The following is a 14,408-nucleotide window of genomic DNA, read 5'->3' on the forward strand; positions in this document are numbered from 1 at the left end:
CATCATACCAGAAACTCTAGGCTTTTTTAATGTTCGAGTTCAAAAGCTAGGTTAAAAATGCTATATTTAACGAAAACGTTTTCCTAATATTTTCTAATGAAAAACTACCACGATATTGTTCTTGCCCTTGCTGGAGTGTGCCAATCAGCAAAATTGGTTCATCAACTTGCAACAGAAAGTCGAGCAGATTCAGATACATTTTTAACCGCACTTAATAGCCTTTTCATTACCCAACCACAACGAATCGAAGATGTTTTTGGTGGCGAAGTTCGTCATTTAAAATTAGGTCTAGAAACCTTAATTCACCAGCTCAATGCACAAGGCGATCAAAATTTAACTCGCTATTGGTTAAGCCTTTTGGCATTAGAAGGAAAATTATCGAAAAATCCCGATGCTAAACAAACATTAGGCAATCGAATTTCTCGACTAAAAGAACAGGAAATTCATTACGCTCGCGATAGCGAAACAATGCTATCTATTATGGCAAATATTTACAGCGACGTTATTAGTCCATTGGGCAAAAAAATTCACATTCTAGGCTCACCTGATTATTTGCGACAAGAACTCGTGCAAAATAAAATCCGTGCGGTTTTACTTGCAGGCATTCGATCTGCTGTGCTGTGGAAACAAATGGGCGGAACAAAATGGCAAATTTTATTTTTCCGCAGAAAATTACTTGCCATCGCCAAACAGATTTATTCTTCTATTTATTAATACAATTCTGGAGCAAACATTTATGCAACTCTCTACACTAACCGCACTTTCCCCTCTTGATGGTCGTTATCAAGATAAAGTAACTCCATTACGCGCTATTTTTAGCGAATTCGGGTTAATGAAATTCCGTGTAGCTGTGGAAGTTCGTTGGTTACAAAAATTAGCTTCAACGACAGAAATTACTGAAGTGCCGCCATTTTCTACGCAAGCGAATGCTTTTTTAGATGGAATTGTGGCTAATTTTAATGAGACAGATGCTGCACGTATTAAAGAAATTGAGCGCACAACTAATCACGATGTGAAAGCCGTTGAGTATTTTCTGAAAGAGAAAATTCAAAATGAAGTGGAACTAGTGAACGTTTCCGAATTTATTCACTTTGCTTGCACCTCAGAAGACATTAACAACCTCTCTCACGCATTAATGTTAAGCACCGCTCGTGATGAAGTGATTTTACCAGAATGGCAAAAACTGATTGATGAAATCACTCGTCTTGCGGAAGAATATAAAACGATTCCATTACTTTCTCGCACACATGGCCAACCAGCTTCACCAAGCACCGTGGGCAAAGAAATGGCGAATGTCGTTTACCGTCTAAAACGTCAATTTAAACAACTCCAAAACGCGGAAATCTTAGGTAAAATCAATGGCGCGGTAGGTAACTACAATGCGCATTTATCGGCATATCCTAATATTGATTGGCATAAATTCAGCGAAGAATTTGTCACTTCATTAGGTATTCAATGGAATCCTTATACCACACAAATTGAACCGCACGATTACATCGCTGAATTTTTTGATGCTGTAGTACGCTTTAATACCATTATCATTGATTTTGATCGAGATTTATGGGGATATATTGCATTAAATCACTTTAAACAACGAACTATTGCTGGCGAAATTGGTTCTTCTACCATGCCACATAAAGTCAATCCAATTGATTTTGAAAACTCAGAGGGCAATCTAGGATTAGCCAATGCAGTGATGACCCATTTAGGTCAAAAATTACCAATTTCTCGCTGGCAGCGTGACTTAACGGATTCAACCGTATTGCGTAACTTAGGCGTAGGATTAGGTTATTGTTTGATCGCTTATGCTTCAACACGCAAAGGCATTAGTAAACTTGAAGTAAATCAACCGCACTTATTAGAAGAACTCAATCAAAACTGGGAAGTTTTGGCTGAACCAATTCAAACCGTAATGCGCCGCTATGGAATAGAAAAACCTTACGAAAAATTAAAAGAATTAACGCGAGGTAAACGAGTGACAGAACAGGCTATGCGTGAATTTATTGATAAGTTGGATATTCCACAAGAAGAAAAATTACGTTTACAAAAATTAACACCCGCTACTTATATTGGGGCTGCAGTGGAATTAGTAGAGAAGCTATCATAGGAATTTGGCTCTTTTTCCAACAATATTCTTTACAAGAACATAGCTTTTCTCTATAATCCTGCGCCTGTGTTAGTCAATCTAACAAATTTCTGGTTGGTGCTTGACCTATTCAAGCCCCATCCAAGACCGTAGGGGAGTAATCTTAATTATCCTACGTAGATGGTGAACAGAATAAGAATTTTTCTTGCTTCTGGGCGCCGAAGTCATCCTAGTCTAAGGATTAGGTAAATTAATTCCGAGCAATCGGAGTGTATTCAGGAGCTAAAAGCCAATGGCATTAAATCTTCAAGACAAACAAGCAATTGTTGCTGAAGTAAATGAAGCAGCCAAAGGTGCACTTTCAGCAGTAATCGCGGATTCTCGCGGTGTAACTGTTGAGAAAATGACTGAATTACGTAAATCAGCACGTGAAGCTGGCGTTACAATGCGTGTAGTTCGTAATACTTTATTACGTCGCGCAGTTGAAGGCACAGATTACGAATGCTTAAAAGATACGTTTGTAGGTCCAACACTTATCGCGTTCTCTAACGAACACCCGGGAGCAGCTGCTCGTTTGTTCAAAGAGTTTGCTAAAGCAAACGATAAGTTTGAAATTAAAGGTGCAGCCTTTGAAGGTAAAATCCAAGATGTTGAATTCTTGGCAACATTACCAACTTACGAAGAAGCGATTGCACGTTTAATGGGCACAATGAAAGAAGCTGCAGCAGGCAAACTTGCTCGCACCTTCGCGGCATTACGCGACAAATTACAAGAAGCAGCTTAATCATTAAGCGTTTCTTACTTCATCTAACTTTATTTATTTTAGGAATTGATTGTTATGTCATTAACTAACGAACAAATCATTGAAGCGATTGCTTCAAAAACTGTAACTGAAATCGTTGAATTAATCGCAGCGATGGAAGAAAAATTCGGTGTTTCAGCAGCGGCAGCAGTAGCAGCAGCTCCAGCAGCAGGCGGCGCAGCGGCAGCAGAAGAAAAAACTGAATTCGACGTAATTCTTGCAGCAGCTGGTGCTAACAAAGTAGCAGTAATCAAAGCAGTACGTGGTGCAACTGGTTTAGGCTTAAAAGAAGCTAAAGATTTAGTTGAATCTGCTCCAGCAGCATTAAAAGAAGGTGTTTCTAAAGAAGAAGCTGAAGCACTTAAGAAAGAATTAGAAGAAGCGGGTGCACAAGTAGAAATTAAATAATTTCTATTTTAACCACTTTAAAATTCTGAAAACCGATGGGAAACTATCGGTTTTTTCCTATCTAAAAAGCCGTAACTTCCTTCATTTAAAAACTTATCATCTTCTCCTTTCTACGATAAAATATCTCCTATTATTATTGATAAATAAAGAGAAAATCTATGACTACAAAAGCATTAAGTGCGGTAATTTTAGCAGCCGGAAAAGGAACGCGCATGTATTCCGATTTACCAAAAGTACTACATAAAATAGCTGGTAAACCAATGGTAAAACATGTAATTGATACAGCTCATCAATTAGGCGCAGAAAATATTCATTTGATCTATGGCCACGGTGGAGACTTAATGCATACCCATCTTGCAAATGAACAAGTAAATTGGGTATTACAAACAGAACAACTTGGCACAGCACATGCAGTTCAACAAGCGGCACCTTTCTTTAAAGATAACGAAAATATTGTTGTACTTTACGGCGATGCACCATTAATAACTAAAGAAACATTAGAAAAATTAATTGAAGCGAAACCAGAAAATGGCATTGCATTGCTTACCGTAAATTTAGATAACCCAACAGGCTATGGACGAATTATTCGTGAAAATGGGAATGTTGTAGCAATTATAGAACAAAAAGATGCAAATGCTGATCAACTAAATATTAAAGAAGTAAATACTGGCGTTATGGTATCCGATGGTGCAAGTTTCAAAAAATGGCTAGCTCGTGTAGGCAATAATAATGCTCAAGGCGAATATTACTTAACGGATCTGATTGCTCTCGCAAACCAGGATAATTGCCAAGTTGTTGCGGTACAAGCAACAGATGTCATGGAAGTTGAAGGCGCAAATAATCGCTTACAATTAGCCGCACTTGAACGTTATTTCCAAAATAAACAAGCCTCCAAATTATTACTTGAAGGCGTAATGATCTACGATCCCGCTCGCTTTGACCTACGTGGAACATTAGAGCATGGAAAAGATGTGGAAATCGACGTTAATGTTATTATCGAAGGTAGTGTTAAACTCGGCGATCGCGTAAAAATTGGCGCAGGTTGCGTATTAAAAAATGTTGTTATTGGCAATGATGTAGAAATAAAACCCTATTCTGTGCTAGAAGATTCTGTGGTGGGAGAAAAAGCCGCAATTGGTCCATTTTCTCGTTTACGCCCAGGTGCAGAACTTGCAGCTGAAACGCATGTCGGTAACTTTGTAGAAATTAAAAAATCTACCGTAGGTAAAGGCTCTAAAGTAAATCACCTGACCTATGTTGGCGATTCAGAAATCGGCTCAAATTGTAATATTGGTGCGGGTGTCATCACCTGTAACTACGATGGTGCAAATAAATTTAAAACGATCATCGGTGATAATGTGTTTGTGGGATCTGATACACAATTAGTCGCGCCAGTGAAAGTCGCAAATGGCGCAACTATTGGTGCTGGGACAACAATTACACGCGATGTAGGTGAAAATGAATTAGTGATTACACGAGTTCCTCAGCGTCATATTCAAGATTGGCAACGACCAACAAAGAAAAAATAAAATAGCATAAAAAATCCTACGTTTTATCGTAGGATTTTTTTATAAACCGATTTTACAAATCGTAATTAAAGCTATATAAAAAATAACCGCACTTAATACCAATAATTTAAGAGCCAATTTGGGCTTTCTCTGATGTAGGTGATATAAAATTCGAGCTACCACCGCAAGAATAATAGGGTAAATCCAAAAAAATATTGAGAATAAATTAACTTGCCAAGTTTCTAAGTTTGAATTTTTCTCAAATGTCGTGGAAAGCAACAGAGCCATCGGACATAACAATACAGGGGCACAAAAAATAGCTAATCCCCAGGTAAATAAACTAAAACCACGAGGTAAAGATTGTCTTGTCATAATTTAAAATTTTACGAATAATTGATAATTACAATATAACAAATACTGTGATTATTAGAAAGCAAGTGGAAATCAATAGACTTGAATAAAATGAAATGGCGCACCCGAAAGGATTCGAACCTTTGACCGCTCGGTTCGTAGCCGAGTACTCTATCCAGCTGAGCTACGGGTGCGCAGATGATGCTTTAATTATTCATAACCATTTTATAAGATAGAGTCGCTTTAAAATGGCGCACCCGAGAGGATTCGAACCTCTGACCGCTCGGTTCGTAGCCGAGTACTCTATCCAGCTGAGCTACGGGTGCAGAATAAATAAAACAAACAATGGCGGTGAGAGAGGGATTCGAACCCTCGATGGAGCTTTTTAACCCCATACTCCCTTAGCAGGGGAGCGCCTTCAGCCTGCTCGGCCATCTCACCACAATCGGTGTGAGCGGTATAATACGTTTTTTAGAAAATATGTCAAACCATTTTTTGAAAAACACACCTGTTTGAATATTTTATCTACACATTAAATATGTTATTGAATAAAAATCTACTCATTATTCAAAAATACTAAAATCTTAGATATTGTTTCCCGTCTTAATTCATCTTGCTCAAATAACACCTCATGTTTCGCATTCAATACAACTTTACATTGAGCATTCGGAAAAAGTGCGGTTAATTTTTCAAGATTTTTGTTATCTACTATTTTTTCTTTTTCGGCTTGTAAAATTAGGATTGGAATTTCAATCTTAGGAATAACTTTCGGCAAGCGTTTAATTGCATTTAAACACAAATGTACCCAACGGAACGTTGGTCCGCCAAGATGAATTGCTGGATTCTTACGATTCACACGATTCATCCATTTCATTCTGGTTTTACAGAAACTTAGTTCATTGTCTTCCAAGTGGACTTGTTGATAAGATCCTTTACCAAAAACATAACGCTCGCCTTGCCCTAAAATATTCATCAGGGCAATAATCAGTTCATCTCTAATAGGGTGCTTTAAAGGAATGCCGTAAAAAGGCGAAGAAAGCACTGCTTTATTAATGCGATGATCACAATTTGCCAAATAATACGTTGCAATCAATGCGCCCATCGAATGAGCAAGCAAATGCTGCGTTGAATAGCTGAAAAGTGCGGTTACTTTTTCGATGATTTTCGCTATATCATCGACATAGAAACGAAATTCGTCTAAATGCCCTTTTTCAGAATCCTTCAGCAAATGGGTTGAATATCCTTGACCTCGGTGATCAAATAGCAACACATCATAGCCTTGATGATAAAAATCATAAGCTGGCTCTGACCATTTCAACATATTTTCAGCACGACCATTCACTAAAATCATCAATTTTCTATCCGCACTTTTTACGTGGACTAAATGACAATAAGCGATTTGAACATTATTTTTGCCAGTGAAATATTGCGTTGGAAATTGATTGAAAAAAGGTAACAGTTCGGTAAAGGCAAATTGAGTAAAGTTGGATTCTCGATTCATAAGTTTTTAGATGAGATACATCAACGCATACAAAAGAAAGAAAAAGTGCGTGAGATTTTACTTCACGCACTCTACCAATTATGCTACCAATTGTTTTAAGATACGGCGAACTGGCTCTGCTGCCCCCCATAATAATTGGTCGCCCACAGTAAAGGCAGCCAAATATTCAGGGCCCATAGCCAATTTACGTAAACGCCCCACTGGCACGCTTAATGTACCTGTTACTTTCGCTGGGGTTAATTCACGTAATGTGGTTTCTTTGTCGTTTGGAATCACTTTCACCCATTCATTATGTGATGCAATAATTTGTTCGATTTCTTCTAATGGTAAGTCTTTTTTCAGTTTGATGGTGAATGCTTGGCTGTGGCAACGTAATGCACCAATACGTACGCATAAACCATCAACAGGAATTGGATTGTCACTTAAACCTAAGATTTTGTTGGTTTCTGCATAGCCTTTCCATTCTTCTTTAGTTTGTCCTGTTTCAGGAAGAAGTTTGTCAATCCAAGGGATTAAACTCCCCCCTAATGCTGCGCCGAAGTTATCGGTTGGGAAACTATCAGAGCGCATTTCTGCAGTCACTTTACGTTCAATATCTAAAATAGATGAAGCTGGATCTTTTAATTCACTTGAAACCGCTTGTTCTAATAAGCCCATTTGTGAAAGTAATTCACGCATATTTTTTGCGCCAGCACCTGAAGCTGCTTGATAAGTTGCGACAGATACCCACTCCACCAAATCTTTTTCAAATAAACCACCGATAGCCATAAGCATTAAGCTTACCGTACAATTACCACCTACGAAAGTTTTAATGCCTTTTTTCAAGCCTTCAGAAATCACGTGTTGATTTACTGGATCAAGCACGATAATTGCATCATCTTTCATACGTAGTGCAGAAGCGGCATCAACCCAATACCCGTCCCAACCTGTTGCTTTTAATTTTGGATAAACTTCATTGGTATAGTCACCACCTTGGCAAGTCACGATAATGTCTAATTTTTTGAGTTCTTCAATATCGAATGCATTTTTAAGTTCGCCTGCATCCTTGCCACCAAATACAGGAGCTTTTTGACCTGCTTGTGAAGTTGTAAAAAATACGGGATTAAGATTCGCAAAATCATTTTCCTGCGACATACGATCCATTAATACGGAACCCACCATTCCGCGCCAGCCGATAAAGCCTACATTTTTCATTGTTGTTTCCTTAGTTTATTGTGTTTGAATAGAATTATTAATTACAAGATAGCGTTAGCAAAATCAAGTATTTTTCATGGAAATTTACATTTTGCGAAAGAAATTAAATAAGAAATAAAAAAGAGCGGTCAATTTAAAAGAAAATTTAACTTGACCGCTCTTTTTCTAATTATCTACTTCGACACTTATCACACCTTCTTCCGCTTTCAACAATGCATACGCATCTTTCAACATTGTGGAATCAATGGAAAAACAGCGAATTTGTAACCGCACTTCACCACTACTTTGATCTTTCACCTGTATATGTTCAATACGATACTGATTGTTTACTAACAATTGAGTGACTTTTCCAATACTTTCCGCACCATTGACAAGAATATTGAATTTTGTCCGACGACGTTGTGATTTACGATGTACCCAACGTTGAACCAACGGACTTAATCGAATAGACACCAAAATCATCACCGTTGCGATCACAGCATCGAATACGAAACCCGCCCCAGCAGCAATACCGATCCCCGCAGAAGCCCAAATAATTGCCGCAGTGGTTAAACCTGAAATCGCATCATTTTTCTTATGCAAAATCACACCCGCACCTAAAAATCCGATGCCACTAATCACTTGAGCCGCAAGGCGCATCGGATCCGTACGAATATTTTCTGAAACTTGCGCATAATGCTCTGCGGCTTGAATCGAAACAATCGTTAGCACACAAGTGGTGACGGCAATAATGGCGCAAGTTTTCACGCCCACAGGTTTGCGCTTAAGCTCACGCTCTAAGCCAATAACACTGCCAAGCACCATCGCCAATAGCATTTTGCTAAAAATAATTAAGTGATAAGGATCGAAAAGTGCGGTTAAAAATAAAGATGAATTTTCCATAATGATAAAAATGAGTCCGACATAATCGTCTATTCTACATCACTTAGCTTAAAATCTTTACCCTTCCAAGCCTTTAATTTATCGCCTTTCTTGCGAAAATTGAGTAAAATCTTGCGTTTGAAATTTTATAGAGCGAAAGAACGGTTATTTTATGCAAAATTCAACCCCAAGCATTGGCTTTGTAAGCCTTGGTTGCCCAAAAAACTTAGTAGATTCTGAACGAATCTTAACGGAGCTACGCACCGACGGTTACAACATTGTGCCAAGCTATGAAAATGTCGATTTAGTGATTGTGAACACTTGTGGCTTTATTGATAGCGCTGTGCAGGAATCACTCGAAGCGATTGGTGAAGCATTAGAAGAAAATGGACGCGTCATTGTGACTGGCTGTTTGGGGGCAAAAGAAGACCAAATTCGTGAAGTGCATCCTAAAGTTTTGGAAGTCAGCGGCCCACATAGTTATGAAACAGTGATGGCGCAAGTTCACAAATACGTGCCAAAACCAACACATAACCCTTACACGAGTTTGGTACCAAAACAAGGCGTGAAACTCACACCAAAACATTATGCCTATTTGAAAATCTCTGAAGGCTGTGATCACCGTTGTACGTTCTGTATTATTCCATCTATGCGTGGTGATTTAGAAAGCCGTTCTATTACGCAAGTTTTGGATGAAGCAAAACGTTTAGCTGAAGCAGGCGTAAAAGAATTACTTGTGGTATCACAAGACACTTCCGCTTATTCCATGGATTTAAAACGCCAAGAGGGTGGTGTAAAAACGGCTTTCTGGAATGGCATGCCAATTAAAAATGATTTAATGACGCTTTGTAAACAGCTTGGCAAACTTGGCATTTGGGTTCGCTTACATTATGTGTATCCCTATCCGCATGTGGATGATTTAATTCCATTAATGGCAGACGGCACGCTCTTGCCATATTTAGACATTCCATTACAACACGCCAGCCCGAAAATCTTAAAAGCAATGAAAAGACCGGGCAGTATTGACCGCACTTTAGAACGCATTAAACAATGGCGTGAAATTTGCCCAGATTTAACATTGCGCTCCACCTTTATTGTCGGTTTCCCAGGTGAAACAGAAGAAGATTTCCAATTATTGCTCGATTTCTTAAAAGAAGCCCAACTTGATCGCGTCGGCTGTTTCAAATTCAGCCCCGTTGAAGGCGCACCTGCAACAGAGATGGCTGACCAAGTACCAGAAGATGTGAAAGAAGAACGTTTCCACCGCTTCATGCAATTACAACAGGAAATTTCTGCAAACCGTTTAAAACAAAAAATCGGTAAAACTCTTGATGTATTAGTGGATGAAATTGACGAAGAAGGCATTGTTGGCCGATCTAAAGCAGATGCCCCTGAAGTTGATGGGTTAGTTTACGTAGATAATTTAAGCGGAATCAATGTCAAAGTCGGCGACGTGATTAAAGTAACCATCACAAATTCTGATGAATATGATTTGTGGGGAAGTTGTTAAATAACAACAATCTCAACGAAATAAACAAAAAATCCATCTTCGTATTGAAGATGGATTTTTCTATCAACCAAATACTTTTTCTAAGTGTGCTTGGTAGTCTGCTAAGTATTGTTCTATTTGTGGATTTTTAATCACATCATTACATAAGAATGTCGGCAGACGTCTTAAGCCGATGAATTCATTAGAGACTGACGTAGATTAGCCCTAAATACCACACCATTTTCTCAATATTTTAAGCTGTTCTTTTGGTGCTCCAAAGTTAAACCAAATTCACATTCCTTCAAGAATAAAGGAAAGTTTTTTCGATCGATTCCATTATATTTTCGGAGGATTCTCTTCGCCTGACTCCAGAAATTTTCTATTCCATTTATGTGGTTTTGTTTCACCGCAAATAGTTCGGAATGATTGATTCGTTCGTGGTGAAATTTGCTCACGTCAAGGGCATCATAGCTTCGATAAGTATCGGTATAAACCCAGCTATCAGGCTTGATTTTCCTCACAATAACAGGCGTTAATGTCTCTGTTTTGGTATTTTCTACCACTACCGTAAATACTTTTCCTTGTCGCTTTAACAAACCAAATACGGTAACTTTTCCTGCTGCGCCTCGGCCTCGTTTTCCTTTACGATGACTGCCAAAATAGATTTCATCAAGCTTAATTTGACCATCAAAAACCTCATCGGTTTCAAGGGCTAAATGATAGCTAATGACTTCACGAATTTTTCAGTGAAACAAAATCGCTGAATTGGCTTGGATACCGAGTAAATCATCCGCTGCTCGGGCTGTAACTTTTAGTACAAAAAATTCAAGGAGCTTATTTTGTATAGATTTCTTTAATTTACAATGAATTATCTTCATTTTTATATGACTAGCATACTTGCTAATCTACGTCAGTCCCTATTTTTATGTTAAAATAATTAAAATTATAATTATTGAAACTTTATCATGACCTACACCGAATCAGCCATCGAGCACAAGTTCATTCAAAAACTTATTGATTTAAAATATACCCACCGTCCCGATATTTATGACCGAGAATCGCTCGAAAAAAATTTCCGTCAAAAATTCGAGCAATTGAACCGCGTCCGTTTAACTGATAGCGAATTTGAACGCTTAAAACTGGAAATCATCAAACCTGATGTGTTTTCTGCTGCGAAGCTCCTACGCGAGACCAATACTTTCATTCGTGAAGATGAGACTCCACTCTACTATACTCTGGTTAATATCAAAGACTGGTGTAAAAACGACTACGAAGTCATCAGCCAATTGCGCATCAATACTGATAATAGCTATCACCGGTACGACGTAATTTTGTTAATTAACGGGCTTCCGTTGGTACAAATCGAGCTAAAAACCCTGCAAATTCCGCCGATAAAAGCCATTGAGCAGATTATCGACTACAAAAATGATACGGGAAACGGCTACGGTAACAGTCTTTTATGCTTTATGCAGCTTTTTATTGTCAGTAATGAAAGCAGTACCTATTATTTTGCTAATAACTCAAACAAACACTTTAGCTTCGCTGCAGACGAACGCTTTTTGCCCGTTTATCATTTTGCAGACGAAGCCAACAATAAAATCAACCATCTCTACGACTTTGCCGATAAATTCTTAGAAAAATGTACCTTAGGCAGAATGATCAGTCGTTATATGGTATTAGTTGCCAATGAGCAAAAACTGTTAATAATGCGTCCTTACCAAATTTATGCTGTTAAAGCGATTGTGGATTGCATTCATCAAAGTCGCGGTAATGGTTATATCTGGCACACTACTGGTTCCGGTAAAACGCTGACTTCCTTTAAAGCCTCAACTCTGCTCAAAGACAATCCTGATGTCGATAAATGTCTGTTTGTTGTAGATAGAAAAGACCTTGATCGCCAAACCCGTGAGGAATTCAACCGTTTCCAAGAAGGCTGCGTTGAAGAAAACACCAATACCCAAACTTTAGTAAACCGTCTGCTGTCCGACGATTACGCTGACAAGGTCATCGTAACTACTATTCAGAAACTCGGCTTGGCGCTCAAAGAAAACAGCAAATACCACAACCAATTAAGCACACTCAAAGACAAACGAATGGTGTTTATCTTTGACGAATGTCATAGAAGCCAATTCGGCGACAACCATCGAGCGATTAAAAACTTCTTCCCGAAAGCTCAGATGTTTGGCTTTACTGGCACACCGATTTTTGAAGAAAATGCCAGTTACAAACGTATTGATGGCACGGATGCTACACTTCAGACGACCTTAGACATCTTTGAACAGCAGTTGCACGCCTACACCATCACCAATGCTATTGACGACGGCAATGTCTTGAAATTCCATATCGATTATTACAAAGCCGAAGGTGATAAACCCGTTTCCGCCACCCATCCTGCCACCAAACAGGCAATTGTCGATTCCATTTTAAGCAAACACGATGCAGCAACGGGCGGCGAGCGCCGCTTCAACGCTATTTTTGCTACCGCGTCCATTAACGATGCCATCGAATATTACGAATTATTCAAGTCTGCCCAAGCTAAGCTGCAAGCAGACAATCCCGAATTTGAGCCGTTGAACATCGCCTGCGTTTTCTCGCCGCCTGCACAGTCAATGCAGAAAGATGACCACAAAAACCAATCCGACATCGTTCAAATGCAGGAAGATTTACAACAGGAAAAATTCGATAATCAAACTGACCCAGAAGGCAAAAAAGCAGCCTTAAAAGCTATTATCGAAGACTACAACCACCAATACCGTACCAACCACAGCATCGGTGAATTCGATGTGTACTATCAGGATATTCAAAAACGCATCAAAGACCACCAATATCCCGACAAAGACTATGCGCACAAAAACAAAATCGATATCACCATCGTCGTCGATATGCTGTTGACCGGATTCGACAGCAAATATTTGAACACGCTCTATGTCGATAAAAATCTCAAGTACCACGGCTTAATCCAAGCCTTTTCCCGCACTAACCGCGTTTTGAACGCAAGCAAGCCCTACGGCAATATCCTCGATTTTCGCGGACAAGAGGCGCAGGTAGATGAAGCCATCAAACGCTTTTCAGGGCAGGATACAGAGCGCGCCAAAGAAATCTGGATAGTCGATTCCGCAGAAATCGTCATGACCAAACTGCAAAACGCCATGACTCAACTTGAAGACTTCATGTCATCGCAAGGCGTAGCATGCGAACCATCCGAGGTTTATAACCTTAAAGGCGACAACGCCCGCGCAGGCTTTCTTAACCTATTTAAAGAAGTACAACGTTACAAAACCCAGCTTGGGCAATACACCGATTTAAGCGAAGAACAAAAGCAAGAAATAGAAGCCATTCTACCCACCGATACCCAACGTGCTTTCAAAGGCGTATATCTGGATATGGCGCAACGCTATAAAGAAAAAACTGGTAAGAAAGACACTGTTTTACCTCAAGAAATCGAACAACTGGATTTTGAATTCGTCCTATTTTCATCCGCCATCATTGATTACGACTACATTATGCGCTTGATTGCTGAAAACACATCCAAGCCGAAGAAACAGCAGATGAGCCGAAAGCAATTAGTCGAACTGATTGCCTCTAGCAGCGACCTGATGGACGAAAAAGACGACATCATTGCCTACATCGACAGCTTAAGAGCAGGCGAAGCCCTAAGCGAAAAAGACGTTAAAGCAGGCTATCAGGCATTCCGTCAGGCAAAAACAAACGAAAAACTAACCGCACTTTCTGCAAAACACGGCATCGCTAACGAAACCTTGTCCGCCTTCATCAACGAAATCATAGACAGAATGATTTTCGACGGTGAAAAACTGACCGACCTGCTTGAGCCGCTAGATTTAAGCTGGAAAGAACGTCGTTTGAAAGAGCTTGCCCTGATGGAAGACCTTGTCCCCTTGCTGAAAGGTTTGGCAAAAGGCAAAGAGATCTCAGGATTGAAGGCTTATGAGTAAAAAGTGCGATTTCTTGAAATAACGACAACTCTTATTTCGAGAAAAGCTGTTTTCTCGAAATAACATCATTTATTATTTTGAGAAAATGCGTTTTCTCAAAATAAGTAAGTGTGTTATTTTAAGGAAAACACAAAATCAAGGTGAATTTATGTCAGCCACACAAAAAATCGAAACCTTCAAAGCAGGCAAATGGGAAAAACGCTACCAATACAAGAGTTTTGAGCCGACGCTCATCAACAAGCCGTGATCGTGGGA

The 14,408-nt window shown here is 39.2% G+C and carries 11 protein-coding genes, 3 tRNA genes and 2 pseudogenes; 7 read left to right on the plus strand and 9 right to left on the minus strand.

Annotated features, from left to right (window positions below; genetic code table 11):
• Positions 1-96 precede the first annotated feature (96 nt).
• The 5 genes from hflD to glmU all read left to right on the plus strand — a co-directional run bounded on the left by hflD (position 97) and on the right by glmU (position 4,825).
• Positions 97-714, plus strand: a complete 618-nt coding sequence (gene hflD / locus KP713_RS07055) for a high frequency lysogenization protein HflD (RefSeq protein ID WP_215770246.1) — start codon at positions 97-99, stop codon at positions 712-714.
• A 22-nt stretch (positions 715-736) separates the two neighbouring features.
• Positions 737-2,107, plus strand: coding sequence for an adenylosuccinate lyase (gene purB / locus KP713_RS07060; RefSeq protein ID WP_215770247.1), 1,371 nt, complete (start codon positions 737-739; stop codon positions 2,105-2,107).
• A gap of 271 nt (positions 2,108-2,378) precedes the next feature.
• A complete protein-coding gene (gene rplJ, locus KP713_RS07065; RefSeq protein ID WP_005626605.1) occupies positions 2,379-2,870 on the plus strand; it encodes a 50S ribosomal protein L10 in 492 nt (163 codons plus the stop codon).
• A 54-nt stretch (positions 2,871-2,924) separates the two neighbouring features.
• Complete coding sequence (gene rplL, locus KP713_RS07070; RefSeq protein WP_009501111.1) at positions 2,925-3,296, plus strand: 50S ribosomal protein L7/L12; 372 nt, start codon at positions 2,925-2,927, stop codon at positions 3,294-3,296.
• A 158-nt stretch (positions 3,297-3,454) separates the two neighbouring features.
• A complete protein-coding gene (gene glmU / locus KP713_RS07075; RefSeq protein WP_215770248.1) occupies positions 3,455-4,825 on the plus strand; it encodes a bifunctional UDP-N-acetylglucosamine diphosphorylase/glucosamine-1-phosphate N-acetyltransferase GlmU in 1,371 nt (456 codons plus the stop codon).
• A 39-nt stretch (positions 4,826-4,864) separates the two neighbouring features.
• On the opposite strand, the gene KP713_RS07080 is transcribed toward glmU, so the two are convergent.
• The 7 genes from KP713_RS07080 to KP713_RS07110 form a co-directional block, all read right to left on the minus strand.
• Positions 4,865-5,176 (minus strand): DUF5389 family protein, encoded by a 312-nt coding sequence (locus KP713_RS07080; protein ID WP_215770249.1) that lies wholly within the window; start codon positions 5,174-5,176, stop codon positions 4,865-4,867.
• A gap of 96 nt (positions 5,177-5,272) precedes the next feature.
• Positions 5,273-5,349, minus strand: a tRNA-Arg gene (locus tag KP713_RS07085).
• A 55-nt stretch (positions 5,350-5,404) separates the two neighbouring features.
• A tRNA-Arg gene (locus KP713_RS07090) sits at positions 5,405-5,481 on the minus strand.
• 20 nt (positions 5,482-5,501) lie between these two features.
• A tRNA-Ser gene (locus tag KP713_RS07095) sits at positions 5,502-5,596 on the minus strand.
• A gap of 115 nt (positions 5,597-5,711) precedes the next feature.
• Complete coding sequence (locus tag KP713_RS07100) at positions 5,712-6,656, minus strand: alpha/beta fold hydrolase (RefSeq protein ID WP_215770250.1); 945 nt, start codon at positions 6,654-6,656, stop codon at positions 5,712-5,714.
• A gap of 78 nt (positions 6,657-6,734) precedes the next feature.
• A complete protein-coding gene (gene asd, locus KP713_RS07105; protein WP_106013704.1) occupies positions 6,735-7,850 on the minus strand; it encodes an aspartate-semialdehyde dehydrogenase in 1,116 nt (371 codons plus the stop codon).
• A gap of 165 nt (positions 7,851-8,015) precedes the next feature.
• A complete protein-coding gene (locus tag KP713_RS07110) occupies positions 8,016-8,732 on the minus strand; it encodes an MgtC/SapB family protein (RefSeq protein WP_215770251.1) in 717 nt (238 codons plus the stop codon).
• Positions 8,733-8,883: 151 nt separating this feature from the next.
• Here KP713_RS07110 and rimO point away from each other — a divergent pair, with 151 nt between their 5' ends.
• Positions 8,884-10,221, plus strand: a complete 1,338-nt coding sequence (rimO, locus tag KP713_RS07115) for a 30S ribosomal protein S12 methylthiotransferase RimO (protein ID WP_215770252.1) — start codon at positions 8,884-8,886, stop codon at positions 10,219-10,221.
• 63 nt (positions 10,222-10,284) lie between these two features.
• Here the strand turns inward: rimO and KP713_RS07120 are convergent.
• Positions 10,285-10,404: pseudogene (locus tag KP713_RS07120) on the minus strand (NADPH quinone reductase MdaB); the annotation flags it as partial.
• 21 nt (positions 10,405-10,425) lie between these two features.
• Positions 10,426-11,078: pseudogene (locus tag KP713_RS07125) on the minus strand (IS1595 family transposase).
• Between the two features lie 87 nt (positions 11,079-11,165).
• Here KP713_RS07125 and KP713_RS07130 point away from each other — a divergent pair.
• Positions 11,166-14,153 carry a type I restriction endonuclease subunit R gene (locus tag KP713_RS07130; RefSeq protein ID WP_215770253.1) on the plus strand — a complete coding sequence of 996 codons (2,988 nt, stop codon included), beginning with the start codon at positions 11,166-11,168 and terminating at the stop codon, positions 14,151-14,153.
• Positions 14,154-14,408: the final 255 nt, after the last annotated feature.

The organism is Haemophilus sp. SZY H36, assembly GCF_018829625.1.
Taxonomy (GTDB): Bacteria; Pseudomonadota; Gammaproteobacteria; order Enterobacterales; family Pasteurellaceae; genus Haemophilus; species Haemophilus haemolyticus_K.

Excerpts from the sequence above, each read along its gene's own strand:
- purB (WP_215770247.1), top strand. The coding sequence starts at position 737 with ATGCAACTCTCTACACTAACCGCACTTTCCCCTCTTGATGGTCGTTAT.
- rimO (WP_215770252.1), top strand. The coding sequence starts at position 8,884 with ATGCAAAATTCAACCCCAAGCATTGGCTTTGTAAGCCTTGGTTGCCCA.
- rplJ (WP_005626605.1), top strand. The coding sequence starts at position 2,379 with ATGGCATTAAATCTTCAAGACAAACAAGCAATTGTTGCTGAAGTAAAT.
- asd (WP_106013704.1), bottom strand. The coding sequence starts at position 7,850 with ATGAAAAATGTAGGCTTTATCGGCTGGCGCGGAATGGTGGGTTCCGTA.
- KP713_RS07110 (WP_215770251.1), bottom strand. The coding sequence starts at position 8,732 with ATGGAAAATTCATCTTTATTTTTAACCGCACTTTTCGATCCTTATCAC.
- hflD (WP_215770246.1), top strand. The coding sequence starts at position 97 with ATGAAAAACTACCACGATATTGTTCTTGCCCTTGCTGGAGTGTGCCAA.
- KP713_RS07080 (WP_215770249.1), bottom strand. The coding sequence starts at position 5,176 with ATGACAAGACAATCTTTACCTCGTGGTTTTAGTTTATTTACCTGGGGA.
- KP713_RS07130 (WP_215770253.1), top strand. The coding sequence starts at position 11,166 with ATGACCTACACCGAATCAGCCATCGAGCACAAGTTCATTCAAAAACTT.
- rplL (WP_009501111.1), top strand. The coding sequence starts at position 2,925 with ATGTCATTAACTAACGAACAAATCATTGAAGCGATTGCTTCAAAAACT.
- glmU (WP_215770248.1), top strand. The coding sequence starts at position 3,455 with ATGACTACAAAAGCATTAAGTGCGGTAATTTTAGCAGCCGGAAAAGGA.
- KP713_RS07100 (WP_215770250.1), bottom strand. The coding sequence starts at position 6,656 with ATGAATCGAGAATCCAACTTTACTCAATTTGCCTTTACCGAACTGTTA.